This window comes from Shewanella sp. 10N.286.51.B2 (assembly GCF_041469265.1).
GTDB lineage: Bacteria > Pseudomonadota > Gammaproteobacteria > Enterobacterales > Shewanellaceae > Shewanella.
Genome location: NZ_JBFRKH010000025.1, coordinates 83396 through 110037, shown reverse-complemented (window position 1 = coordinate 110037; position 26642 = coordinate 83396). Strand labels below are relative to the sequence as shown.

The following is a 26642-nucleotide window of genomic DNA, read 5'->3' as shown; positions in this document are numbered from 1 at the left end:
ATTGGTGCAAGGGCTTTTTATATAAAAACCGTTTAAGCGAATAGCTTTTGAACAGATCGTTTTATTTTTAACTATTATGGGTATTTAAAGAACACTTTTGTCCTACAGTAACTATCAGTAATATGGTTTTTATCGTGTTTTGAGGTCATATTTTCATCAGAGTATGGTGAAAGCTTCAATAATTCATTACCATAGCAATGTTTTTAACAGTTATTTATCATTTTTCATTTTTATTAGAGACAATCATATGCAAAAGTCATTTGTTATTACCCTAATTATTGCCCTTATAGGTGCAATCGTTATTTATGCTCTTTCTACCAATGTTCAATTAGTCGTGTCTTTCATCGCTGGTGTTATGTTAGCGAGTCTTATATTCACTTTTGTTCCGTCTTCAACTGCAACTGATTCAAATAAGCCTTATGTTGGCCCAACAATGACACTTTATGTTGGTAACTTGCCTTACCGTGTTCATGAAGGTGAAGTGAAAGCTTTATTCGGCGAATATGGACCAGTTAATTCAGTACGTTTAGTTAGAGATAGAAAAACAGGTCGCCGTAAGGGATTTGGTTTTGTTGAAATGTCTGAAACTGGCGCCAAGAAAGCAATGAACAAGTTAAACGATTACAGTTTCCAAGAACGCACACTAAAGGTGCGTGAAGCTAAATCACAAGAGTCAGATCCATCTGAGTCAAATAAAGAAGACTAAACCCCTTCTATTAGCTGCCTACGGAAATGCACTCTAGTTGCTTAAAACCGTAGTCAGCTAATGTTAATGCTAAGCCTTTATCTATCTTCTTTGTAAATCCCGCTGTTAACCTGCCTACTTTGTTCGTTTTACCTTTAGCTGACCTGTTTATTGTTTCTAATAATGACGCCACTCTTATTGCAATGGCTTCGCCGGAATCTAATAGCGTGACGGGATGGCTAATACATTCAGTAATTTCTTGGCGTAATAATGGAAAGTGAGTACAACCTAAAACTAAGGTATCTATATTAGTGCCATTAATCGCTGCCAAGATAGGCTTTATGGTGTCTAAGTTTATAGGGTTTCTTTTGGCTTTCTCTTCGGCAATAAGCACTAGCTCAGATGAACCAATCAAAGTCACTTCGCAGCCACCAGCAAACTCACGAATCAACTCTTTAGTATAAGCTCTTTCAACTGTCCCTGGTGTGGCGAGTAAGGCAAAGTGTTTTGTCTTAGTCAATTGCGCTGCAGGTTTAATTGCTGGCACTACGCCCACCACAGGTATGGTTAGTCGTCTTCGTAAATGCGGTAACACTAGGGTGCTGGCAGTATTGCAGGCAACGACCACAATGGAAGCATTAATGCATGCCACTTGCTTGATAATCAGTGCTACACAACCTTCAATTAATGCTTGTTCTGCTAGATCCCCATAAGGTAGCCGCGCATTATCAAATAAATAGAAGATATCTTTAGCAGGCATTTTTGTTTGAATGTGTTCTAAAACGGATAAACCGCCGATACCAGAATCAAAAATAAGTATTGGACCTGACAATCTCTTCTCCATAATGCGGGTGATAAAAGCTGTATAGATAAAATTAACCACTTAATCCATTAAGATTAAGTCAATCCGCTGGACATCAGCGTTGTGTAGTATAATATTTGCGCCCTTAATTTACAGCCTATGGTGGAACAAAATGAATTTAGCTGCAATGGATCCTAAAAACTATGATGCGCAACTAGCAGAGAAGCGTATCAAGCTTGAACAGGACTTTGCCGATTTTACGCCGCCTAGTTTAGAAGTTTTTACCTCAGAACCAGCCCATTACCGTATGCGCGCCGAGTTTCGAGTATGGCACGATGGCGATGACTTATTCTATTACATGTTTGATAAAGTCTTAGATGAAAAAGTGCGCTGTGAGCAATATCTGCCTGCAGGGACTTTAATCAATGAAATGATGACTGCATTAATGGAAGAGCTACGTCCTAATCATGATTTACGCTTTAAACTGTTTCAAGTGGACTTTTTAACCACGCTTAGCGGTGAGATCTTAGTGTCGTTACTTTATCACCGCCAATTAGGTGACACTTGGATAGAACAAGCGACCCAAATGAAGGCGCGTTTAGCTGAAAAGTTTAACGTCAATATCATTGGACGAGCACGCAAACTTAAAATCGATTTAGATAAAGACTTTGTGGTTGAGACTCTCGATGTAGCCGGTCAGGTATTACATTATAAACAAATTGAAAATAGCTTTACTCAGCCAAATGCAAAAGTGTCAGTCAAAATGCTTGAATGGGCGATTTCTGCAACTAAAGACAGCACGGGTGACTTATTAGAGCTTTATTGCGGTAATGGTAATTTCACTATCGCTTTAGCGCAAAACTTTGACCGCGTACTAGCAACAGAATTAGCTAAGCCATCTGTTGATGCTGCGCAGTATAATATTGCCATCAACAAAGTCGATAATGTGCAAATCATTCGTATGTCTGCTGAAGACTTTAGTGATGCGATGGCGAAAAAACGCACCTTTAGACGTTTAGAAGGTATTGACTTAGATAGCTACGATTGCAATACCATTTTCGTTGACCCACCACGAGCGGGTATTGACGATGACACCTTGGCATTAATGCAAAACTACGACCGCATTTTATATATTTCATGTAACCCAGAAACCCTAAAAGCAAACCTTGAGGTACTGGGAAGCACCCATAAGATCACCCGTTTCGCTTTATTTGATCAATTCCCATATACCCACCATATGGAATCAGGTGTACTACTAGAACGTAAGTAGGTTCAACACATATTAAAAAGCCGTTATGGGATGAATTATCCATAACGGCTTTTTTATTGCGCAAGTTTTACTATTAATTCACTGATGCTATTTAGTATCAACTTTATGTTGCAGCGCTTCTGCGCCTTTTGCCACCATGCGCAATTGCAGCACTAAGTGATCGGCTAATACTTTTCTGTCAGCTCGTTTCATATCTAAAGCTGATGCCCCAGCGTTAAACACTAGGGTAACTAAAGCTTCTGCTTGTACTCTGGCTAGCATCGGCGTTCTTCCAGCAGTCGCCTCTGTGTAATGAGACAACTCTGAAATAAAGTGTTCTATTTCTCTTGCTACAGCGGCACGAAAAGCCGCTGACGTTCCTGAGCGCTCATGTAATAGAATTCGAAAAACATTGGGATTTGATTCTAATACTTCCACAAACGTGTCAACCGAGATGCGAATGACACTGCCACCCGCTTCTGCGCGCTGGCGACCTTTACGCATCATTTGTCGAAGTGTAAGTCCACCTTCATCAACCATGGTTAAACCAAGTTCATTCATGTCTTTGAAATGACGATAAAAAGAGGTTGGTGCTATGCCCGCTTCCCTTGCCACTTCTCGCAAGCTTAAACTGGAGAAACTACGTTCAGCGCTTAATTGATTAAAAGCGGCATCTACCAATGCACGACGGGTTTTTTCTTTCTGTAATGCTCTTACACCCATGTAAAGATCCATTTAGTAAATGTTATTGCACAGATAATACCGCTTTTAAGCTAAAAACACAGCCCCGAGATACTTGACCGAATAAAGTTGGTGAGCTAAATTAGCTTACAACTGTACGCTCAATAAGAATCATGGATTATCTTAATGAAAAAACCACCGATTATTTGGTTAAATACTGCTTTATTTGCGCTAACACTACTTGGCGCGCTGACTTTAGTGCCGTGGCGTGGCTTTACACATGGCTTTGAAGCTATTGAGTGGATTGCTTTTGTGGTACTTGCCTTTGCTAGCGGCCTTTCAATTACCGCCGGTTACCATAGATTATGGTCTCACAAAGCTTATAAAGCGCATCCTGCAATGCGATTCTTATTTGCCCTTGGCGGTGCATTAGCATTACAAAATAGTGCACTGCATTGGTCATCAGATCATCGCATCCATCATAAGCACGTTGATAATAACGACAAAGATCCTTATTCAGCCAAAATGGGCTTTTGGTATAGTCATATTGGTTGGATGCTACGTGAATACCAAGCCAGTCGTTATCATGATTATAATAACGTCCGTGACTTACAAAAAGATGCCATCGTTATGTGGCAGCATAAACATTATCTTACCCTAGTGGTATTGATGAATATCGCACTACCGGCATTTTTAGGCTGGCTCAATGGCGATATTATTTCAATGGTGCTGATGGCAGGACTATTACGTTTAGTGGTCGTACATCACTGTACTTTCTTTATTAATTCATTAGCCCATGTCTGGGGCAGTCAGCCATATACCAATAAAAATACGGCTAAAGATAATGGCATGATTGCCTTACTGACCTATGGTGAGGGTTATCATAACTTTCATCACATTTTTGAAAATGACTACCGTAATGGTATTAAGTGGTGGCATTACGACCCAACAAAATGGCTAATTAAGTCAATGCAATGGTGTGGTTTAGCCACTGATTTACGAGTAGTACCGCAAGAGCGAATCGAAAGTGCCAAACTTCAAATGCAATTATTAAGAGCGCAAAATAAGGTCGCACATTTACCAAATTGTGATGAAATAATCGCTAATTTCCAAGCCGAATATGATCTTATGAAGCAACATCTAGTGGATTATTATCAAGCGAAAAAGGTACTGCTAGATGCCAAACGTAAACAACTGAGCAACCAGCAATTAAAATTGCAGGTCGAAGAATTAAAAGCACGTTTGTTAGCCCAAAAGAAAAACTGGAATAACCTCACTGCTGCTTATTAAAGTCTGTTTTAACCCATTAAAAGTAAACGGCTACCTTGCAAGGTAGCCGTTTGTGTTTATGATGGATAATCTTCCTTTTTAAGGGTTACCCATTAATGTCTGAATCGTCAGTTAAACTTACTGAATATAGCCACGGCGCCGGCTGTGGCTGTAAAATTTCCCCGCAGGTACTTAGCACCATACTTGCCTCATCTTTACCCTCTTTTACCGATCCTAAATTATTAGTCGGCAATCAAACCCGTGACGATGCAGCAGTTTACCAACTCAATGATGAAACAGGCATTATCAGTACTACTGACTTTTTCATGCCGATTGTGGATGACCCCTTCACCTTTGGGCGTATCGCGGCCACTAATGCCATCAGCGATATTTATGCCATGGGCGGCACGCCTATCATGGCTATTGCCATACTTGGCTGGCCAGTGAATATCTTAGCTGCAGAAGTGGCTCAAAAGGTTATTGAAGGCGGGCGCCAAGCCTGCGCAGATGCGGGAATAATGTTAGCTGGCGGTCACAGCATTGATGCACCTGAGCCGATTTTTGGATTGGCGGTAACCGGACAAATCCCTCTTGAGCAATTAAAGCGCAATAATACGGCAAAAGCTGGCGATAAACTGTATCTCACTAAACCGATAGGGATCGGTATCCTCACTACCGCGCAAAAACAAAAAAAGCTCACAGAGCAAGACAGTATGATTGCCATTGATGCCATGTGTCAGCTAAACAAGGCCGGCCAAGATATTGCGGCAATCGCTGGAGTAAATGCACTGACAGACGTCACGGGTTTTGGCTTGGCAGGTCATTTGATTGAAGTTTGCCAAGGTGGCGATGTCACTGCGAATTTAGTATTTAATAACATCCCATTATTAGACCGAGCGCTGCACTACTTAAACTTAGGTTGCACCCCAGGCGGAACCCAACGCAACTTCGACAGTTATCAGCAATACTTACCTAAAATGAGCGAGCAACAAAAAGCGATTCTGTGCGATCCGCAAACCAGTGGCGGCTTGTTGATTGCGGTAAGCGCTGACGCAGAACAACAACTGGTTGCTTTACTTGAGGCGCAAAATATTGCCCCTATTTGCATTGGTGAATTGAGCGCTTCAAATACCAATAGCGCATTAATTACACTGACATAGAGAGTAACAAATGCTTGCTAACATCATTGCTAAAACCGAGTATCAACGTCTTTTCCTTCAGCAGCGTGCGCTCATTGATGTGCGCGCCCCCATCGAATTTAGTAAAGGCGCCTTCGAGCATTCGGCCAATTTCCCGCTGATGAATGACAGTGAACGTACCAAGGTTGGTACTTGCTATAAAGAGCAAGGACAACAGGCGGCTATCGAATTAGGTCATCAATTGGTTAATGGCAAAACCAAACAGCAGCGCATTGAAAGCTGGCAGCAGTTTATCGCTAAGCACCCCAACAGCTACCTATATTGTTTTCGTGGTGGCTTACGTTCAAAGTTGTCACAGCAATGGCTGAAAGAGGCCGGCATCGATATCCCTTATATTGAAGGTGGCTATAAAGCCATGCGCCAATATTTAATTGATATCATTGATACCGCGGCGACTTTGCAGCCCTTAGTCATTTTAAGCGGCAGCACCGGCAGCGGCAAGACCGAGCTCTTACAACTGCGACCAGAGTCCATTGACTTAGAAGCCATTGCCAATCATCGCGGCTCAAGCTTTGGTAAGAACCTTGAGCCCCAACCAACTCAAATTAATTTCGAAAATCAGCTGGCGACACAGCTACTACAACATCAGCAATTGCCACAACATAAAATATTGTTAGAAGACGAAAGCTTCTTAATCGGGCGCTCAGCCATACCCAAAGCTTTTTACCAAGCGATGCAAGCCAGTGAGATGATTGTATTAGAAGAAAGCTTGGCGAATCGTATAAACAGAATACATAAAGACTATGTTATTGATAAGTCAGCCGCCTTTATCAATAAATATGGCGCAGAACATGGAAAAGAACAGTTTAGCCAATACCTGCTTAGCAGCATTAATAGCATCAAAAAACGCTTAGGTGGCAAGCAACACCAACAGCTCAGTGCCATTATTGAAAGCGCCATAAATCGACAGTTTTCAATAAACGATGCTAATGAACATTTTGATTGGATTTCAATACTATTAGAGCGCTATTACGACCCTATGTATCAATACCAAATGAGCAAACGTCAGCAAAGGGTAATATTTAGTGGTGATAAAATTGCGATCCAGCAATATTTAGATCAGCTAGCAGGATAATTCACACACTCTGCACTCATAACAACGAACGGTTGCTGTTATGAGTGTCACATAGCAAAGATAGAGCAACCACTTATACTCGTGTTTTAGCTCCATCACTTAACGACCATTAGCGCTCTCATTTAACGAGTAGTTGTGCTATCAAATAACTCAGTGACCTTAGCTTGTAGCCCATGGCGACCCAGTGAGACCCCATCGACCGCTGCATCAATATTCACAGTCACCCTAGACCAAAAACGCTTCGGCAGTGTTGTCAGTGCATGGCCGCCTTTATGGCTAAAGTATGAGCCCCATAAGCCTTGTAATGACATCGGGATTACTGTGACGGGATCTCTCGCTAAAATCGCTTCGATACCGGGTCTAAACTCAGCAATTTCACCATCAACAGATAAACGTCCTTCAGGGAAAATACACACTAGCTCCTCATTACCAAGGGCTTCATGGATTAGCTCAAATGCTTGCTTGTAGGTGGTTTCACACTTTTTAGGTGAGCAAATAGGAATAACTCCAGCATGGCGAAAGAGATATTTTAATAGCGGAATTTCACTGATGGATTTATCCATCACAAAACGAATAGGACGGGTGGATGCACCCATAATAATTAAGGCATCAACATAGCTAACATGATTACAGACAATCACCCCAGCTCCCTGCGCCGGAATATTGAGACGCCCATTAACACTGACGCGGTACATCAAGTGGCTCAACAAGTAACTGATAAAGCGCTGAGCAAACTCAGGTACCTGAGCATACACATATAACGCCACCGCAGTGTTCAACCCAGCAAGGAGTAAAAATAATTGCGGAATACTCCACTCTAAAACGCCAAGTAACAACATAGATAGTATTGCCGCCATCACCATGAATAAGGCATTAATAATATTGTTTGCCGCAATAGCTTGGGCACACTCCCCTGGTGCAGCCCTAGATTGAATAAAGGCATACAAGGGCACAATGAATAATCCACCACTTAAGCCAATAAACAGCAAATCAGCCATCAGCCGATAATGCTGCGGATCAGTGATGAAGCGACTAAAGCTATATACGAAACTGCTATCTAATGGCGCTGGCGGAATAGCAAAAATTAAATCAACCCCAAATACCGTTAAGCCTAAAACCCCAAACGGCAACACGCCTAACTCCACATGACCATAGGAAATCCGCTCACATACCCACGAGCCTATGGCGATACCAATGGAAAATAATGCCAACAATAACGACACCACGGTCGCATCGGCATACAGGTGTAATTTAGCAAAGTTTGGGAACTGGGTTAAATAAGTGGCGCCCAAAAACCAAAACCAGCTAATGGCGAGAATAGCCATCCAGATACTTGGGGTTTGCCTTACTTTGGCAATACTGCGCCATGTTCCCGTAAAAGGGGTAAAACGAATTTTACTGATTGTGCCTTGTGGCGGTAATGCAGGAATAGCCCGGCTTGATAAGTAACCAGCAATAGATAACGTCACCACAGTCACCGCAGCGCCAAGTAAACTATGCTCACTTGCCACTAACAAACCTGCAGACAAGGTGCCAGCAAGGATCGAGATAAAGGTGCCCATTTCAACCCAAGCATTACCAGTAACTAACTCATCTTCTTTAAGCGTTTGTGGCAATAAGGAATACTTAACTGGGCCAAAGTAAGCCGATTGACTGCCAGTAAGAAATAGCAGCACCAACATCAGCAAATAGCTTTGCGACAATATGGCAAAAGCCGCGCAAGACATGATGATAAGCTCCAGTAATTTAAGTCGTCTTATCAGTCGCGCTTTGTCCATATTGTCAGCCACGACACCTGCATGGGCTGAAAATAAGAAAAACGGTAAAATAAACACTCCGGCAGCTAAATTAACAAACATATTGACGCTAATCGGTAGTGCATCTACCTGGCTGTAAGTCACCAGTAATAGCAGCACATTTTTATAGATATTATCGTTTAATGCCCCAAGGCACTGAGTGATGAAGTAAGGGAGAAAACGTTTGGTTAATACCATGAAACATCCTTATTTTGCCATTCCTGAGGTATAGCCTTGAATATAAATAGATAACAATTTTGGTAAGTAATTTAAGCCATGAATGAGGCTCTGAGTGAACACCCCCTCTCCTTCACGCATTGCATTTGCCCTTAAGCCGTTATTATCAATAATGCTTTGAACAACAAACTAACAGCAAACAAAATTAAAACAATGTTCATAACCCATTAATTTATAGACAGCATGAGTATTTTATAAATGCCAGTCACAAAAAAGCCCTCTACTAGAGGGCTTAAATAAGTCATGTTGGCAATACTAGTTAGTCAGTATATCGTCCCAGGGTAAACTCGGGCTACCTACAACAATAAAATTAGGATTTTCAAGGGTTTCACGTTCATTGTAAGTTAGCGGCTGCAGGTTAATATCCATTAACGCGCCACCGGCTTCTTCTAGAATAATTTGCGCAGCGCCAGTATCCCACTCGCCAGTTGGCCCTAAACGCACGTAACAGTCAGCTCGGCCTTCGGCCACTAAACAACTCTTTAATGCTGCGCCGCCTAACACCACTAATTCGCAACTGCTAGGATGACTGAGTAACTTTAATACTGATTGTGGGTCTTGACGACGACTTACCGCAAGACGTAAACCTGATTCATTAATATCAGTAAGTGGTTTACTGCTAATACGCACTTCATTGTTAGCATCACGTTTGTAGGCTCCTAAACCTGCAATCGCGTAGTAACACACGTTTGTCATCGGCACATACACTATCCCCATCACAGGGCGATTATGCTCAACGAGTGCAATAATCACTGAAAAGTCACCACTACCAGCAATAAATTCACCAGTGCCATCTAATGGATCCACTAACCAATAACGTGGCCACTCGCTACGCTCATTAAAAGGTATATCGGCAGCTTCTTCACTTAAGATTGGAATATCAGGCGTTAATTTAGCAAGTTCAGTACAAATAATTTCATTTGCAGCCAGATCCGCTGAGGTGACAGGAGTATTATCAGATTTTATTTCGCGATCAAAATCACCTTTCAAATAAATATCGCGGATTTTTTGACCCGCCTCGGTGGCAATACTGATGACTTGTTCAATTACTTCTTCTGGCTTCATAACGACTCCAATCGCCAAATAATACTCTGAATAGTGTCAAGTTAGACTAATTTACGATTTATTTGTAGTTAAATTAGATGAGTAAGCTGAAATATTTTAATCATCAGTCAGTAATAACGCTTACAACATCTCAATTGGCTAAATTTAGCCGCTAACACAGTAGCAAGATTAACCTTGTAAATGTTGTTGGGCTAAAAATAATGCACTCACACTTCTCGATTCTGAAAAATCAGTGTTATCCAGTAACGCTTGCCATTCACCAAGCGCCCACGGGATAACTTCAATAGGTTCAGGCTCATCACCTTCTAGGCTGCTTTCATATAAATCTTCAGCAATGAAAATTTGCATCTTACTGGCAAAATAACCTGGCGCTAAGCTTAATTCTTTCAATAAGGTCAGCTTACGACTGGCAAAACCGATTTCTTCTTGTAACTCACGATTCGCGGCTTCAACAGCCTCTTCGCCAGGATCAATCAAGCCTTTAGGAAAACCCAACTCATAATTATCAGTGCCTGCGGCATATTCTTTAGCCAACAAAAATTGACCTTGATGCACAGGCACAATCATGACCGCACCGCGGCTGCCACCACTCATTCGTTCATATTGACGCTCAATGCCATTAGAAAATTTTAGGTGCAGCTGTTCTATCTGAAACAGTCGACTTTTGGCGACAATTTCGCGATGAAGAATTTCGGGCTTTTTATGCCGTGATGTCATTAAAACCTCGTATATGACGAATTTAGTAAGACCAGTTACAATCTTACTACCCTAGCTATATTCTACAACCGGAATTTACATGTTTCCTTGGCATAAGATAGACACAGTTTTGCTCGATATGGACGGCACCTTGCTGGATTTGCATTTTGATAACCATTTTTGGTTAACTTTGGTACCTCAACAGCTTAGTACACAAAAGCAAATTTCCTTAGCCCAAGCGCAGGCGCTAGTCGAGCAGTCTTACCATAAGGTTGTTGGCACCCTAGACTGGTATTGCATTGATTTTTGGCAGCAACAATTAGACATAGATATTCTCACCCTGCATTATTCACTGGTTGAGCGAATTCAAATGCGCCAAGACAGCATGCCCTTTTTAGAGGCGCTCGCTACGGCAGGTAAACAAAGAATCCTGTTAACCAATGCCCATCCTAAAAGCCTAGAACTTAAATTAGAACATACTGAACTGGCAAGAGGCCTAGATGGAATGATGTCGAGCCATGAAACGGGTTATCCTAAAGAGCACCCTGAATTTTGGAAGCAAGCATTCGCGAAATATGACTTAGATCCAAGCCGCTGTTTGTTTGTTGATGACAATGAAAATATTCTTGAAGCATCACGTTTGGCGGGTGTTGGCTTTCAATTAGGTATTAGCAATCCTGACAGTCAAAAGCCCAATAAGGATTTCATCGATTTTCCTGCCATTGATGATTACCAACTCTTACATCAAGACTTATTAGCTGCAGTTAAAGGCTAAGTGCCTATGGTAGCTAATAATTTATAGCCAATAAAAAAGGCAGCTGATGTGATTCAGCTGCCTTTCAAATTTCTGATGAAGCAGTCGTTACTACAACCCTGGAATCGTGCCCTGATAATTAACAGGGTAATAGCCTTGGCTATCTTGTTTACCCAAAAAGCTTAAAGCTTGGGTTAAATCTTGTGGCTGCTCATGGGTCGGTTTGATCTTAGCACTAACCACAATACGATTATTTTCACCTAAAGTGGCGCTACCTTGAATCCCCATTTTGTTCATTGAGTCATCAGTCATCAATTGCACTTGGCCATCAATGCAGCTTAACCCTAGGGCGATATCCCCTAAAGGATATTGACCAAACTGATTTTTAACATCAATAGCATTTAAAAATAGCTTACCGGTTAACTGCTCACACCAAGGCGTACCTTGCTTAAGGCTTTCAACAATTAAACTGACATCACCATCAACCATGGTTCTAAAGGGTAATTTGGCATTGCCTAATAAAAATTTATTCGGCGCTTCAAAACGCAGGTTCTCAGCGGAGACACCCGCTAAAGACCAGCTAATATCACCCTGACCACTGACTGGCGTTGCCCGGCTACCAATCTGTAAATCAACATTAAGCTGACCAATAAATAATGCCCAAGGACTTAAATCCCATGACACCTGTTCAATCAAACGGCGATCAATCGACACCAAATCAGCAGAGCCTTGCCACAATGTACCACTAACACCGCTTACCTTGATATTATTGGGTAATGGCGCAATCCCCACTAGCCAATTTGCTGGGATAAATACCACCAAAAAGATCAGGTAAACAAAAACACCTAAAATAATTTTCTTAATCAAACTCACTACTATACCTACTTACTTAGATAACTGAATACGGCGCACTTTGACATAACCTGCCAAGTCAGACTCTGATACATCAACACTTTCTAGGGTTAAGCCTTTTTCTTCAACCAGTTCATGCAAGTAATCAAGTAAGCTGTCAAATGGCACATCGTCCATCCATAATTGGATTTTATTGCCCTGTGGCTGCATACGGGTAATGTCTAAATCATATTGGCCAGCTAATTGGTTCACAATCGAACTTAAGCTGCCTGATGCTCTTGGCCCAGAACCTTGTTGTTTTAAACCGGCAATTTTATTCGCCGATTGTTTAACATAATTTAAGGTTTGCTTGGCTGCTTGATGATCTTTTTCAGCATTGTCTGCCGCAGTTGCAATCGGGCTCCAAATGCCCCAATACAAAATTCCAATAACCACAAACACTGCGCAACTGCCGACTAATTGCTGTTCACGTTGCGCGAGTCCACGCCACCAAATTTGCAAATTTTCCATATTATTTGCCCTTCAAGGTAATTGTGGTATTCACTTCATTGTCACCGCTATTGATGGCACCCATATCAAACTCATAACGCGCTTCAACCAGTTGCTTGAATTTATCCACGTGATCATAACTTTTTGCCGTCACTTGCATGCGCAGTTCATTACGACTTGCATCAAAACGAATTGAGTTCGGTTTTAAATCGGGCACTTTTTGAAATGACTCTTTCAGGCCATCAAGCATGTCAAAGAAAGCAGCACCGCCACCTTGACCTTTAAGACTGCGCAATTGTGAGTCCAGCTGCGAGCGAATATTAACAATCCGGTTTACCCCTGGACTAACACGCTTAAATATCGCTTCACTTTGCTGTTTTATTTCAGCGGTTTGTTGATTCAACTGATGAATGGTTAAGCCTTTATTCACTAGCCCAAGTACGATAGCAATAACCGCTACAATAGCCGCATTTTTCCATAGCATCAGATGCTTGCTGTATTCACGCTTTGGCTGATACACACCGCTTAATAAATTAATCGGTGCCTGTAAAATACCCTTTGCCAATACCATCATCGGAATATCTAATGGTTTCGCTTCCACCTCAGCATTGGTAAACACTAAGTCTTCGCTATAGGCGGCAATTTTTAGCGCAGAATCGGCATCACTTCGACGCGATAGCAGCTCAGGTAAGGCGAAATCTAACCATGTTTTTGGCAAGCTCACACCACTACCTTCACCGGTACGCAGTAACAATTCATCACCCATATCCAGCGCAGCCCAGCTACATTGATCCAACGGTAAGGCTAAACAATCAGGGACAATACTCTTTACTTTAATGCCAGCATCAAGCAGCCAAGATAACCAGTTTTGCATTTGCTCATGGGCCACTGCGGCGACATTTAGCTGCTCACCATCACGGGGGCCAACCACAAAGTGCATGGTTTCAACATCAGAGGCGATGGTTTCTTCTAGCATGAAAGGGAGTGCCTTTAACGCTTGGCGCTGATTTTTTTCAGGCAATGCAATTTGAGTCAATGTCATACTGGCCGCTGGCACCAACACATCCACCGGACGATTGCCCGCGCGCTCAGTCAAACTGGTTAAGCTCGCTGCATCACTTAACTCACCTGAAGCAATAATTTCTTGCTCTTGTTCTGACCATACCAGCCACGAACAAGGACTTGTTGATGTTTTCCCTAATCGGATAAAAAGCCGTTCAGACACTGTCATTCTCCACAAGCTTCAAACTGCCACAGGCCAAACTAGCCAAGGTTAATTGAAGCGGATTGTTACCCATATTCATTATTGCTGATCACCGTATTGACGACTGATCACATCAAACTTGTTATTACTGCGACGCAAAACGCTATCCATTCTAAACATCGCATTATCCACTTTAGCGCCCGCTTTTAATAAGAAGTAATTACTATCGACCACTATGCTCGATTTCATATTACTTTCAGTGGCTAAACTCGCTAAGGAATTATTTTCCCAAAACTCTGCTGCGGTTTCGAAGCCATCTGCAGGTCGTTGGTTAATTAAACTTTCCGCATCGCTTTGGCTAATCTTGTTTTCTAGCATACCCACTAACAATGCTGCTTGTTCAACCTCTAGGGTATTCACATTAAGCAATTGTTGGTTATTACCTGGTATCGCGCAAATATAAGGCAACAAGGTTAAATACACTTGCTGGTTATATCCTAATACCGCCCGCAGCTCACTGCGATGATTCATCAAGGTATTCGCTGCTCGATACGGCGTATTACGAGACTCATAATCGGCATCTTCAGCGCCATAGGGCATTGCTACCGTATCTTCGTCAATATAATCAATCAAAGTATGGGTCAGCCGCTCGGCGCCAAATTCATCCATACCTAGGGCAACCAACAGTGACATATACTGAGTCGCGGCTAATGATAATTTAGGTTGGCCATTTTCAACTTCTGTTGACTTAACTGATAAAGCGTTAAGATTAAAACAAGAACGCATATCTTTAATCTCACCGCCAATTTCGCCGTATTCAGCCGGAAAAATCACATCAGCTAAAGCCCAATATTGCTGTAAATGTACGGTGCCGTCAGCATCTTCCATATCTTGCTTTAAAATCTTTTTACCTAATTCTTCTGCCGAAATAGCATACCAATAGGCTTGATCATACTGGGCTAAATTCAAGGTACGGCGCATGGATAACTGATTACGGCTGGTAATATTGGTCGCAATAATCACCACTAAAGCGACCACCAGTAACACCACTAATAACGCGACTCCGCGCTGTTTACGCAACCCCGGCGACTGATATTTCATCATCCGTCTTCACCCGTGCTAGAGCCATCAGTATCATTGTCGTTATCAGTATTATCGTTACTACCATTATCATCGTTATTGTCGCCGTTACTGGCTGCGGCATCACCGCCACCTTTAGGCAGTAGAAAACGACGCTCAATGATACCTAAGCCTTCAATTTCTAATTTCATCGCGATGCCAAGTGGCAGTTGTGAAGCATCAACTTTACGCTCCCATTTATCACCGACAAAAAACGAATACTCGATGGAGATAACATCTTTAATGATCAAACTTTTTAATGGCTCTGCACCAATTTCTGGCTCAGGGTAAGGATAGTACCAACGCTCTAAGCGGCCTTCTTGCACCACATATGACACCGATTGCAAACTACCCCTTGGCAACATGCCATCAGGGTTGAGCCAACCTAAACGGAAAAACACCAGCGCTTCGGTTTCTGAGTCCAGCATGTTATCGCCCGTTTGAAACACAGTGGTGGTACGCTCGCCGTCTAGGCCACGTTGTGTTCGGGCTACCATCTGGCCTAAATCACGTTCGATAATGCCAAAACCTTGCTGTAAGGCTTTCAAACGGATTGAAAATTCTTTGGTGGCTTCATCGTTTTTCATCACGGTTGACAGTACCGAGTTCGATGCCAGCCCGATCATGGCAAAAATACCAATAGCAATCATCATTTCCAGCAAAGTAAAGCCTGCTTGGCGATGATTGTCGCTGTGTCTTGAGCGCTTAGCCTTCATTGTGAACATAGCTACTCACTTGTGCGACGGTGCGATTAAATCTGTCATCATCACTGACTAATACTCTGATCATTCTGAAATTGTCGTCGGTGGTTTTAATCACTTCCTGACGCCAATACCAATCTTTATCGGCTAACTCTACCTGACCATTTTTAGTGCCCAGCTCAGGAAAAGGCTGCGTTAATCTAACCTCAACCATTTGATTGCTAGCAACCCATTGGGCTAAGGTTCGCTCTTCTAAAATCGGCAGGTTGGCCATTTGATCGCCAATGCTTTTGGTGACAGCAACCGCAGCAATAGAAAACACCGCCAAGGCCACTATGACTTCAAGTAAGGTCATACCTTTACTGTATTTCATCAAAGCTTCCTATGGCTAAACGCCCTAATGCATCACCCACCACTAGCACTTCAATCTCTTTACCTTGGTCGTCATCGGTCAAAAAACTCAACTCAAACGTCGACATTTCACCACTGGGAAACAGTAAGATTTGCGGCTCGGGATTTTTCTTTTTATCTTCTTTTGAGGCTTCAATTAATGGCTCATCAAACCAAGATTCATCATCTTCATCTTCTTGAACTAATGGCAAGCCATCAAGCAGTAGACTCAAACTCACACCCGGGTCCATTTGCCTTGGGGCCAGTTGACGATCTTGGGTTATAGGGTGCCATTTTTTTTCATCGTAATAGACAAATTGATATTCATCTTCTTCGACGACGATACCTAAGAATTGACCGCTTAAAATGGTTTCTTCAATCACTAATTCAGTGGTCGCAATAAACTGACGGGCCGTTTTTTTTAACGCTTGCTCAGGCCCTGAAGTACTGGTTGTCATCGTGACGGCAGCCGCAGCTAACCCCATCAATAAGGCAACCAGCAATACTTCTAAGAGGGTGAACCCCGATTGGCGTTTAGATATCATCATCTGCTATTAGACTTCGTGCTTACTGGAAGTTTTGCAGATTCCAGTTGCCGATATCATCTTCAGTTCCCACTTGGCCATCAGGACCGGCACTGAAAATATCAATACGGCCATTTTCGCCAGGACTTAATAGGTAGTAATCGTTGCGCCAAGGATCCTGTGGTAAACGCTTAATGTAACCGTCTGGTCGGTAATTACGTGGCTCAGGTGACGAGGTTGGCTTTTGCACTAACGCATCTAAGCCTTGCTCCGTTGTTGGATACACACTGTTATCTAGGCGGTACATATCGAGGGTGTTTTCTAACGCTACAATGTCAGAAACGGCTTTTTGGATATCAGCTTTATCTTTGTTACCCATTAAGTTAGGTACCACCATAGAGGCCAAAATACCTAAAATAACAATCACGACCATGACTTCAAGTAAGGTAAAACCAGCTTGTTTACCACGGGTTTGATTTCGATTAGTTTGCATTAACAACTTCCTCCGACGCGCACACTCGGTGCGCTAACAATAAATAGTAAATAACTTGGATACTTAAGCGCTGATCAAGTTATTCAATTCTAAAATAGGCTGTAAAATTGCCATCACGATAAATAACACCACCGAGGCCATACTGACCACGAGCATGGGTTCAAATACCCCTAAGGCAATATTCACATTAGATTCAAATTCTCTGTCTTGGTTATCTGCAGCACGTTCTAGCATTTGCTCCAGCTGACCACTTTTTTCGCCTGATGCAATCATATAGAGCATCATAGCCGGAAAAAGTTTGGTATTAGTTAGCGCCGCGCCCAGGCTGGTACCTTCACGCACTCTTGCTGTAGCATCATCCACTGCTGCGCGCACTTTGACGTTTTGCAGCACTTCACTGGCAATACGCATGCCCTCAAGCAAAGGTACAGAACTTGCTGACAAGATACTTAAGGTTCTCGCAAAACGGGCGGTATTCAGGCCTTTACTGACTTTGCCAATAACCGGTGCTTTGAGTAACCAGGTGTCATATTGCATTCTAAAGTTTGGTTTTTTTAGCAGCTGCTTTAGTAGTGCAAACAAACCAATCAGTGCCACAAGCACAAATACCCCATAATTTTGCACAAAATCAGAGGCGAGGATCAAAAACTGAGTTGAACCGGGTAGCTCTTGGCCCATATGTTCAAACTGACCAACCACCTTAGGTACCACTGCTGCCAGTAATACGGCAATTACCCCAATGGCAACAATGGTTAATACCATAGGGTAAATCATTGCCTGAGTTAGTTTAGATTTCAGTTGCTGGCGACGTTCGGTGTAATCGGCTAAGCGGTTTAGTACCACTTCTAAATGACCAGACTTTTCACCTGATGCCACCATAGCGCGGTACAAATCATCAAATACGTGGGGGAATTCGGCTAAAGAATCAGCCAAGCTATACCCTTCAACAACCCGCGAGCGCACCGCCATGACCAAACTGGCAAGACGATCTTTTTCACATTGCTGGCCTACCGCTTTGAGTGATTCCTCAATGGGTAAACCTGCAGCAACTAAAGTGGCGATTTGACGGGTAATTAAAGCAAGCTCTGCAACCGAGATACCACGTTTGAAAAACTTAAGCCCACCGCTTTTGGCCTTGGCTTCTTTTTCAGCAACCGGTTCTAGCTCTAAGGGCATTAAGCGCTGTTCACGTAGCTGACTACGTGCATGACGAGCCGTATCAGCCTCTATCACCCCTTTTTGCTGTTTACCATTGCTATCAAGGGCTTTATATTCAAACGCTGCCATTGATTACTCCTCGCGGGTCACGCGCAATACTTCTTCAAGGGTGGTAACCCCTTTCAGTACTTTGCTCATGCCATCATGACGGATACTTGGAATCGTTTGACGGACATACTTTTCAATGGCTAACTCACCGCGGCCACCGTGAATTAATTCACGAACGTTGTCATCAACAGTGAGTAATTCATGGATACCGGTACGACCTCGATAACCATTATGACCACAGGCTTTACAGCCTTTAGCGCGATAAATCACTCGGGTATCATTGACCGTTATGCCTAATAATTCGCGCTCACGCTCATCTGGCTCATGCTCGACCTTACATTCGTTACACAAGGTACGAATAAGTCGCTGGGCTAATACACCCAGTAAGCTTGAAGACACCAAGAAAGGCTCAACACCCATATCTTGCAGACGAGTAATCGCGCCCGATGCCGTGTTGGTATGCAAGGTCGAAATAACCATGTGACCGGTTAGTGAAGCTTGCACTGCAATTTGTGCGGTTTCTAAATCTCGGATTTCACCAATCATGACCACATCAGGATCTTGACGTAATATCGCCCGCAAACCACGGGCGAAGGTCATATCCGCTTTCATATTCACTTGAGTTTGGCCAATGCCTTCCAGTTCATATTCAATCGGATCTTCAACGGTTAAAATGTTGGTGTCTTTGGAGTTAATCTCAGTTAACCCCGCATACAGGGTGGTACTTTTACCTGAACCTGTTGGGCCGGTAACCAAAATAATACCGTGCGGTTTACGAATTAACGCTTCAAATTCATCTTGGATAGACAGGGTCATACCCAATAATTTTAAATCTAGGTTGCCGGTATTTTTATCCAGTAGTCGTAATACCACTCGCTCGCCATGGCTTGATGGCATGGTAGAGACACGCACATCAACTGCGCGGCCGGCAATACGTAATGAAATACGACCATCTTGCGGCACACGTTTTTCTGCGATATCTAAACGCGCCATCACCTTAATACGTGAAACCAACAATGAAGACAGTTTACGGTTAGGTTTTAAAACTTCTTTCAAAACCCCATCAATACGGAAACGGACGATTAATTGCTTTTCGTAGGTTTCGATATGGATATCAGAGGCTTCTTCTTTAATGGCTTCTGATAACAAGGCGTTGATCAATTTAATGATTGGCGCGTCATCATCACCTTCGAGCAAATCTTCGGTTTGTGGCAGTTCTTCGGCGAGGGTAAATAAATCCATTTCATTACCAATGTCTTCCATCAGCTGCTGGGCTTCTGATGAATTAGCCTGGAATGTGTGGGTTAATTTCGCTTCAAAGTCTTCTACCGGCAGCTTGACTAACACCAGATCTTCACCGGCATAACGGCGCACTTCAAGCATGGCATCAAGTGGGGTATTACTGGTGTAGTAAAGCTTTAGGGCATCGGCTTCTTTGGCCAATGCCAAATTAAAGCGATGAGAAAAAGCAAATGGCAGGCGTTCACGACTGTTGGAGTGAAACACCTCATCATTAAGCTCTTCGGCTTCTAAGCCTAAATCGGTAGACACCTGTGCCAATTGTTCAGTCATTGCTGCTTCACTCATTGGCATCATCTTCTTGTTCGGTTTCTGCAGCTTCAGTGACTGCATTGTCTAGATCTTTTCTTTCGCTAATATGCTTAAGCGCAGGGTCTGTTTCGCGCATCTTAGTTTCTAACTCTTTACCTTCTTTGTAACGATTAAGCACTTCGTTCACTTCATCAGGTAAGTAAGCTTCTTGATCCCACTCAGTTAACACTGGCACATTGGTCTTAGGCATTAAGTTTACGCCGCGCTCTTGTTGCTCAAGTTGCAGGGCGCGGAAGTAGTTATATTTACGACCAGCGATGCCTTCCATGGTGATACCGTCACGAATAATGGTTGGCTTGATAAATACCATCAAGTTCTTCTTTTTCTTACCGCTTGATGAAGACTTAAATAAGTGACCGATAATCGGTAAGTCACCTAAAAATGGCACTTTTTGTACTGACTCTTGTACTTCTTCATTAATCAAACCGCCCAGTACTACAATCTGACCAGAATCTGCCATAACCGTGGTAGTTAAGCGACGAGTTGCAAAGGTCACATCGACACCAGTTTTACCGTTAATACCTGACACTTCTTGCTCAATGGTCAGCTTAACCGCATTACCTTCATTGACTTGTGGTACCACTTTTAATTTAACGCCCACTTCTTTACGTTCAACGGTTTGGAATGGGTTGCTGTTACCGTTACTTGAGTTTTGGCTACCGGTAAGAATAGGTACTTCGTCACCAACGATGAATGATGCTTCTTGGTTATCAAGGGTGGTAATCGACGGTGTTGCAAGTACGTTTGATTTGGTATCACTTGAAACCGCTTGGATTAAGGCGCCGAAGTCACCCATTGCCACGCCCCAAGCCATGCCGTTCACTTTACCTAATGCTTGCGCCAGTAAGGTAATATCACCACGTGAATCTGGGTTTTCAGTACAAGTACCATTTTCGGTACACACTGTAGTGCCTTCTTCACCTTGTGCTTGCCATACACCTGCGCCAATCTCACCTATGGTTGGGCCTAAGTTATTAAACTGAGTACCACCACCAGCAGCTGATGCCCATTGAATACCAAAGCCAACATCATCGCCTTCTGATACTTCAACAATAATCGCTTCTACCAATACTTGTGCACGGCGAATATCTAACTGGTTAATCACGCTTTCAATGGTGCGCATTTGATCCGGTTCAGCGCTGATCACCAAAGCATTGGTATCAACGTGAGCCATAATATTAATTTCTTTACGCTTGCTACCCGAGGTTTTACCCGCATCTTGATCGCTCACGAGTTGGTCAGCAAAACCGGTTAGCACTTCGACTAAATCTTCTGCTTTAGCGTAGCGTAAGTAGCGTACTTTAGTGTTACCAGTGTTAGCTTGCTCAGCATCTAGACGACGAATTAGATCGACCACGCGTTGACGGCTCTTTTCATCACCACTCACAATAACGGCGTTCATACGCTCATCAGCCACCACTTTTGGCGCTTGACCGGGCATTTGTGCTTGATTAGCGCTGGCGCGATAAAGGGTATCAACAATACGGACAATCTCACCGGCTGAGGCATATTCAAGGGATACCACTTCAACAGCTGTATCACCTTGCTTATCGACACGGCGAACAATTTCTACTAATTTATTTACGACAGCTGCGCGGCCTGAAATCATCAATACGTTAGATGGGTCGTAGTTCACTACGTTACCGCCACCAGCATTATCATTAAGCTGGCGCAGTAATGGCGCTAGTTGTTTAGCTTCGGTGTTGTATAACGCCACAATGCGGGTGACCATTTCATCGCCCAAGCCTGGGGTGTTATCATCAGCGACGCGAATAGCTGCAGTTTTGGCATCTTTATCTTTAATGACTTTAATAACGCGGTTTTCCATTTCAACCACGGCATAGCCATACACCTGCAAAACATTGAGGAAGAACTGGTAGTACTGCTCGTCATCTAATAAGTCGTAACTGCGGACGTTAATTTTGCCACGCACAGTAGGATCAACGATGATGGTCTTATTGAGGTTTTTACCCACAATATTAATGAATTCCTGAATGTCTGTGCCTTTGAAATTGGCAGCATACTGTTCCGACCAAGCAGCTTGAGAAGCCAGCATGGCAATACCGGCAACCATTCCAGCAAATAACTTGCGTCGAATTCCGTAACTCTTCATTATTTTCAATCCTCTACTGCCCATACTATTCTGGCAAACTAAAAATTATTTCAACTAACTGCCCATCACGTTCGACCATGACGCCAATTTCGGTTAATTCTGCTAATTGCCCCATCACTTCTAACGACTGCCCCATATCAGTTAAGTCGTAGCCGTTGATGGATTTGGCTAAATCATTTGCTTTAAAACCTGCTGAGGCAAATAAAGACTTATTTTTGCCCGGGTTTAATCGATAACCGCTGATGCCATCTGCACCGCTGACTGGTGAGATAGCCAGATAGTCGGTTAATTTACCCGGATCGGCTAGTAATTCATCACGTGAATCGGCTAACTCTTGAGAGAGCACACTGCGCTGAACCGTTTGCACGGTGCGATTTTGTTTTGCTTTTTGAAGTGATTCATTGGCTTGGCTTTGAGTGGTGTAATTTAAGCCATCAAGCATTAAGGTTTCATAGCGGCCCGCATTGGTAATAATAATGCGGTCGGCATAAACTTCTTTTAATGACGCTGAAGTGCCTTTGATTTTGTCACCTAGGCTGTAGGTTTCTTGGCTGCCTTTTGACTCGATAACCGCAAGGCCATGTGAATCAGAAGTTGATGCCACCACGCCTGTCAGCAAAATAGACAAGTTAGTTTTAGGGGCATCGGTAATTTGTTCCACTGGAGCGGGCTTTTTCGCTTGGGTATCACTGGCACCTTTTTTACCAAACAGTGATAACTGTTGCACACCACTGAGCTCAATACGTTTCGCGCTAGCAGAAGAAGTTGGCGATGGTTGCCATGCTACAGCTTGAGAATTAACAGGCATTAACTTCCAAGTGATCTGAGCAGCAATTGATAGCACGATCACTAACCCTAACCAAAAGAAGGCCGCGCTCAGCTGCTTTTGAGGAAGAGCCGCAACCTTGGTAATAACTTTATCTAATACATCCATATTTGCTTTGACCCTCAGCACAGGTCGCTGTTCTTATTCTGTTAATTTAGGAAATACTGCATCATGCTAACCTACACGGCTTGTCGCAACAAGCCCATAGCATCTGGATTGGCGAAATACAGCTGATTATGCTACATTTGCGCGCTTAAAAAGGCTGTGAGAAATGCCACTATTTAGGCTCTTGCCTCCATTTTACATGTGAAAAATGTCAACCTTGTGAACTCATACCACTTTTGAGGGGGCTTAATGAGCATAGCTCAAGTTAATACTATGTCAGTAAGGTTAGATAAATGGTTATGGGCGGCACGTTTTTATAAAACTCGCTCGCTAGCAAAAGACATGATCAATGGTGGCAAAGTTCACTATAACGGCCAAAGAGCCAAATCGAGCAAACTAGCAGAAGTCGGTGCAACAGTGCGACTTCGCCAAGGGCACGATGATAGGGAAATAATTATTGCTCAATTGTCTGAACATCGACAAGGGGCTGCTATAGCGCAAACGCTATATCAAGAAACGGCTGAAAGCATCAAAAAACGCGAGTTTAATGCTGAAGCCAGGAGATTAAATATCTTAAATAATCCGGCGCCTGAAACTAAGCCGGATAAAAAGCAACGTCGACAACTTAAACGCTTTAAAGAGTTATAAACTTTTTAACGGCACAACAAATTGAGAGACCACATGAGCAAAGATCTATTACATCGCTACTTATTCGATAATGCCGAAGTCCGTGGTGAAATGGTACAACTGGAAAACAGCTACCAAGAAATTTTAGCCGCCCATGATTACCCTGTTGCATTACAGCACATCATCGGCCAATTAATGGCGGCAACGTCATTGTTGACAGCCACCATTAAATTTACTGGCGACATCAGTGTGCAATTGCAAGGTGATGGCCCAGTATCTTTAGCAGTTATCAATGGCAGCAACTTACAGGCCTTACGCGGCATAGCCCGCTGGAAAGGTGAGTTAGCAGATGACGCTTCACTGGCGGAGCTGTTTGGCCAAGGTATTATGGTGATTACCCTAACCCCTGATGAAGGTGAACGCTACCAAGGTATTGTGTCTCTTGAGCATGCTGATTTAGCAGCCTGTTTAGAAGAATACTTCAATCAATCTGAGCAGCTACCCACAGTGATCCGTTTATTTGCTGACGGTAAACAAGCTGCCGGTATGTTGTTACAGGTATTACCGACTGAAAACAAAGAAAACGAAGAGTTCGAACACTTATCTGCGCTGACTCATACTATCAAGTCAGAAGAGCTATTTGGCTTAACCGCAGAAGAAGTGTTACATCGTTTATACCATCAAGAAGAAGTGCGCTTATTTGATCCTATCGATGTCACCTTTAAGTGCAGTTGCTCTAAAGAGCGTAGCGCTAAAGCGCTGGCGACCTTAGAGCAAGCAGAAGTTGAAGCCATACTCGCTGAAGAGGGTAAAATTGAAATGGACTGTGAATATTGTCCTGCAGTTTACAACTTTGACAGTATCGATATTGCGGCAATCTTTGCTGGTAACATGAGTGCAGACAAGCAGCAATAACTGTTACCTCCTCAAGTAAACTTTCAAAAAAAGCGCCTAAGGCGCTTTTTTTATCGCTAAAAATCCCCCTTTCAACTTAAAAAATGCCACTAATTACAAAAAAGTTACCAAACTGTTACTCCTCCGTGCCGTTATTGCGTTATTATTAAATTGCATAGGGATCGCTAATTTAGTGTTCAACCGAACCTTAATTCAGCCGCACCTAAGCCAAACTTAAGCAAGCTAACGTAAGTCATCCTAAACAAAAAAATCGGCGCCATAGACCGATAAACGACCTACTTATGACGGAGAACCACTCGATGACAGATGAAACCAACAGCGTACACCTTAACCTTACTAGCGCTGAGTTAATTGAACTTGCTTTACAACGTAATGAAGGGACATTAACCGCCAATGGCGCACTGGTAGCAAAAACCGGCGCAAGAACAGGTCGCTCTCCCAACGACCGCTTTATTGTTCAAGAAGCCAACACCCAAGATGAAATCGACTGGGGCTCAGTCAACAAAGGTATCGCTGCCGATACCTTTGATGCACTTTGGGGCCGTGTTGAAGCCTACCTTGCTGATAAAGAGCTTTTTGTTTCTGAACTTGAAGTTGGTGCCTCTGATGAGCACTACCTTCCGGTTCGTGTTACTACAGAATATGCTTGGCATCAGGTATTCGCCCGTAATCTATTTATCACCCCAGAAAGCTTTAACCGTGGCGATAAAGCAGTATGGCAAATTATCAATGCACCTGATTTTGTTTGCGATCCTGCCCGTGACGGCACCCACTCCGATGCCGTAGTGATGATTAACTTTGCCGCCAAAAAGGTACTGCTTGCAGGACTTAAATACGCCGGCGAAATGAAAAAGTCGATGTTCTCGGTGCAAAACTTCTTATTGCCAGCAAAAGGGGTATTGCCAATGCATTGCTCCGCTAACGTGGGCGCTAAAGGTGACACTACTTTATTTTTTGGCTTATCAGGCACAGGGAAAACCACCCTTTCAGCCGATCCTAAGCGCTTTTTAATTGGCGATGATGAACATGGCTGGGCACCGGGCGGGGTATTTAATATTGAAGGCGGCTGCTACGCTAAATGTATCGACTTAAGTCAAAAAAATGAGCCGGTTATTTGGGATGCGATTCGCTTTGGCACCGTACTTGAAAACGTGGTGTTAGATGACTCTCGCACTCCTGATTACACAGATACTAGCTTGACTGAAAACAGCCGTGCTGCTTATCCGTTAGAGCATATTGGCCAGCGCGTTGAAGAAAATCGTGGCGCTGAGCCTAACTCGGTGGTGTTTTTAACCTGTGACGTATCTGGGGTATTACCGCCAGTGTCTGTGTTAACCAAAGAGCAAGCGGCTTATCACTTCTTGTCAGGTTATACCGCCAAAGTCGGCTCAACTGAAATGGGCTCGACCGCAGCCATTCAATCAACCTTCTCAACATGCTTTGGCGCACCATTCTTCCCACGTCCAGCAGGGGTTTATGCTGAACTATTGATGAAGCGCATTGAATCATTTGGCAGCCAAGTTTACTTGGTTAATACTGGCTGGACTGGTGGACCTCACGGTGTTGGTAAGCGTTTTGACATCCCTACGACCCGCGCGATTGTCGATGCCATTGTCAGCGGCGAGCTTAAAGACGTTGAAACCATGCATATTGATAAACTTAACCTTAAGGTGCCTGTCGCGGTATCAGGGGTTGAAACTGCATTATTGAACCCAGTAAACACTTGGGCAGATAAAGCTGAATATGCCAAATTTGCTCAGCAACTCGCCGAAGAGTTCACCGCAAACTTTGCTAAGTATGACGTGTCTGATGAGATTAAAAATGCTGGCCCTAATAGCTAGTGTTGAGCCGATGACATATTAACTTGTCATAACGGCGCTACCAAGTTGAAGCCTAATC

26 protein-coding genes are annotated in these 26642 nt (G+C 43.2%); 9 read left to right on the top strand and 17 right to left on the bottom strand.

The annotated features are described in order from the left end of the window. The first annotated feature begins 247 nt into the window (after positions 1–247). A complete protein-coding gene (locus AB4140_RS07585; protein ID WP_102436057.1) occupies positions 248–706 on the top strand; it encodes an RNA-binding protein in 459 nt (152 codons plus the stop codon). A gap of 10 nt (positions 707–716) precedes the next feature. Here the strand turns inward: AB4140_RS07585 and murI are convergent, their stop codons facing one another. Further along, the gene (gene murI / locus AB4140_RS07580; RefSeq protein ID WP_372000414.1) at positions 717–1517 is read right to left on the bottom strand and encodes a glutamate racemase; all 801 of its coding nucleotides are present in this window, start codon (positions 1515–1517) and stop codon (positions 717–719) included. 142 nt (positions 1518–1659) lie between these two features. Between murI and trmA the strand changes: the two genes are divergently transcribed. After that, positions 1660–2757: a tRNA (uridine(54)-C5)-methyltransferase TrmA gene (gene trmA, locus AB4140_RS07575; protein WP_372000412.1), complete on the top strand. Its 1098-nt coding sequence runs from the start codon at positions 1660–1662 to the stop codon at positions 2755–2757. Between the two features lie 87 nt (positions 2758–2844). Here the strand turns inward: trmA and fabR are convergent, their stop codons facing one another. After that, entirely contained in the window at positions 2845–3459 is a 615-nt protein-coding gene (fabR, locus tag AB4140_RS07570) for an HTH-type transcriptional repressor FabR (protein ID WP_076541308.1), read from the bottom strand. Between the two features lie 144 nt (positions 3460–3603). Between fabR and AB4140_RS07565 the strand changes: the two genes are divergently transcribed. From AB4140_RS07565 to mnmH, 3 genes are all read left to right on the top strand, one after another. Next, on the top strand, positions 3604–4707 hold the full coding sequence (locus AB4140_RS07565) for a fatty acid desaturase (protein ID WP_102436051.1): 1104 nt from the start codon (positions 3604–3606) through the stop codon (positions 4705–4707). A gap of 95 nt (positions 4708–4802) precedes the next feature. Beyond that, the gene (selD, locus tag AB4140_RS07560; protein WP_303412815.1) at positions 4803–5846 is read left to right on the top strand and encodes a selenide, water dikinase SelD; all 1044 of its coding nucleotides are present in this window, start codon (positions 4803–4805) and stop codon (positions 5844–5846) included. Between the two features lie 10 nt (positions 5847–5856). After that, positions 5857–6960 (top strand): tRNA 2-selenouridine(34) synthase MnmH, encoded by a 1104-nt coding sequence (gene mnmH, locus AB4140_RS07555; protein ID WP_102476455.1) that lies wholly within the window; start codon positions 5857–5859, stop codon positions 6958–6960. A 122-nt stretch (positions 6961–7082) separates the two neighbouring features. On the opposite strand, the gene AB4140_RS07550 is transcribed toward mnmH, so the two are convergent. The 3 genes from AB4140_RS07550 to nudE form a co-directional block, all read right to left on the bottom strand. Further along, positions 7083–8954: an MFS transporter gene (locus AB4140_RS07550; protein WP_372000409.1), complete on the bottom strand. Its 1872-nt coding sequence runs from the start codon at positions 8952–8954 to the stop codon at positions 7083–7085. 294 nt (positions 8955–9248) lie between these two features. Beyond that, positions 9249–10058 carry a 3'(2'),5'-bisphosphate nucleotidase CysQ gene (cysQ, locus tag AB4140_RS07545; RefSeq protein ID WP_372000407.1) on the bottom strand — a complete coding sequence of 270 codons (810 nt, stop codon included), beginning with the start codon at positions 10056–10058 and terminating at the stop codon, positions 9249–9251. Between the two features lie 168 nt (positions 10059–10226). Next, a complete protein-coding gene (nudE, locus tag AB4140_RS07540; protein ID WP_102436041.1) occupies positions 10227–10775 on the bottom strand; it encodes an ADP compounds hydrolase NudE in 549 nt (182 codons plus the stop codon). A gap of 79 nt (positions 10776–10854) precedes the next feature. Here nudE and yrfG point away from each other — a divergent pair, with 79 nt between their 5' ends. Continuing rightward, complete coding sequence (gene yrfG / locus AB4140_RS07535; protein WP_102436039.1) at positions 10855–11529, top strand: GMP/IMP nucleotidase; 675 nt, start codon at positions 10855–10857, stop codon at positions 11527–11529. A 90-nt stretch (positions 11530–11619) separates the two neighbouring features. On the opposite strand, the gene gspN is transcribed toward yrfG, so the two are convergent. The 12 genes from gspN to gspC all read right to left on the bottom strand — a co-directional run bounded on the left by gspN (position 11620) and on the right by gspC (position 23204). Further along, positions 11620–12381, bottom strand: a complete 762-nt coding sequence (gspN, locus tag AB4140_RS07530; RefSeq protein ID WP_372000404.1) for a type II secretion system protein N — start codon at positions 12379–12381, stop codon at positions 11620–11622. A gap of 12 nt (positions 12382–12393) precedes the next feature. Next, entirely contained in the window at positions 12394–12870 is a 477-nt protein-coding gene (locus AB4140_RS07525) for a type II secretion system protein M (protein WP_102436035.1), read from the bottom strand. Position 12871: 1 nt separating this feature from the next. Next, positions 12872–14074 (bottom strand): type II secretion system protein GspL, encoded by a 1203-nt coding sequence (gspL, locus tag AB4140_RS07520; protein WP_102436067.1) that lies wholly within the window; start codon positions 14072–14074, stop codon positions 12872–12874. A 78-nt stretch (positions 14075–14152) separates the two neighbouring features. Then, positions 14153–15154, bottom strand: coding sequence for a type II secretion system minor pseudopilin GspK (gene gspK / locus AB4140_RS07515; RefSeq protein WP_102436065.1), 1002 nt, complete (start codon positions 15152–15154; stop codon positions 14153–14155). Then, the gene (gspJ, locus tag AB4140_RS07510; RefSeq protein WP_372000402.1) at positions 15154–15897 is read right to left on the bottom strand and encodes a type II secretion system minor pseudopilin GspJ; all 744 of its coding nucleotides are present in this window, start codon (positions 15895–15897) and stop codon (positions 15154–15156) included. Before gspJ ends, gspK begins: the two co-directional genes overlap by 1 nt. Then, a complete protein-coding gene (gene gspI, locus AB4140_RS07505) occupies positions 15878–16246 on the bottom strand; it encodes a type II secretion system minor pseudopilin GspI (RefSeq protein WP_076541330.1) in 369 nt (122 codons plus the stop codon). The genes gspJ and gspI overlap by 20 nt, the downstream gene beginning before the upstream one ends. Further along, complete coding sequence (gene gspH / locus AB4140_RS07500) at positions 16233–16808, bottom strand: type II secretion system minor pseudopilin GspH (protein ID WP_102476459.1); 576 nt, start codon at positions 16806–16808, stop codon at positions 16233–16235. The genes gspI and gspH overlap by 14 nt, the downstream gene beginning before the upstream one ends. A 22-nt stretch (positions 16809–16830) precedes the next feature. Further along, positions 16831–17280 carry a type II secretion system major pseudopilin GspG gene (gene gspG, locus AB4140_RS07495; protein ID WP_102436029.1) on the bottom strand — a complete coding sequence of 150 codons (450 nt, stop codon included), beginning with the start codon at positions 17278–17280 and terminating at the stop codon, positions 16831–16833. Positions 17281–17343: 63 nt separating this feature from the next. Then, entirely contained in the window at positions 17344–18567 is a 1224-nt protein-coding gene (gene gspF / locus AB4140_RS07490; protein ID WP_102436027.1) for a type II secretion system inner membrane protein GspF, read from the bottom strand. Positions 18568–18570: 3 nt separating this feature from the next. Further along, complete coding sequence (gene gspE / locus AB4140_RS07485; protein WP_372000425.1) at positions 18571–20118, bottom strand: type II secretion system ATPase GspE; 1548 nt, start codon at positions 20116–20118, stop codon at positions 18571–18573. 7 nt (positions 20119–20125) lie between these two features. After that, positions 20126–22270, bottom strand: a complete 2145-nt coding sequence (gene gspD, locus AB4140_RS07480) for a type II secretion system secretin GspD (RefSeq protein ID WP_102436023.1) — start codon at positions 22268–22270, stop codon at positions 20126–20128. 25 nt (positions 22271–22295) lie between these two features. After that, positions 22296–23204 (bottom strand): type II secretion system protein GspC, encoded by a 909-nt coding sequence (gene gspC / locus AB4140_RS07475; protein WP_102436021.1) that lies wholly within the window; start codon positions 23202–23204, stop codon positions 22296–22298. A 246-nt stretch (positions 23205–23450) separates the two neighbouring features. Here gspC and hslR point away from each other — a divergent pair, with 246 nt between their 5' ends. From hslR to AB4140_RS07460, 3 genes are all read left to right on the top strand, one after another. Continuing rightward, positions 23451–23849: a ribosome-associated heat shock protein Hsp15 gene (gene hslR, locus AB4140_RS07470; RefSeq protein WP_102436019.1), complete on the top strand. Its 399-nt coding sequence runs from the start codon at positions 23451–23453 to the stop codon at positions 23847–23849. 33 nt (positions 23850–23882) lie between these two features. Further along, positions 23883–24743, top strand: a complete 861-nt coding sequence (gene hslO / locus AB4140_RS07465; RefSeq protein ID WP_076541343.1) for an Hsp33 family molecular chaperone HslO — start codon at positions 23883–23885, stop codon at positions 24741–24743. A gap of 299 nt (positions 24744–25042) precedes the next feature. Beyond that, positions 25043–26584 (top strand): phosphoenolpyruvate carboxykinase, encoded by a 1542-nt coding sequence (locus tag AB4140_RS07460; protein WP_102476460.1) that lies wholly within the window; start codon positions 25043–25045, stop codon positions 26582–26584. Positions 26585–26642 lie beyond the last annotated feature (58 nt).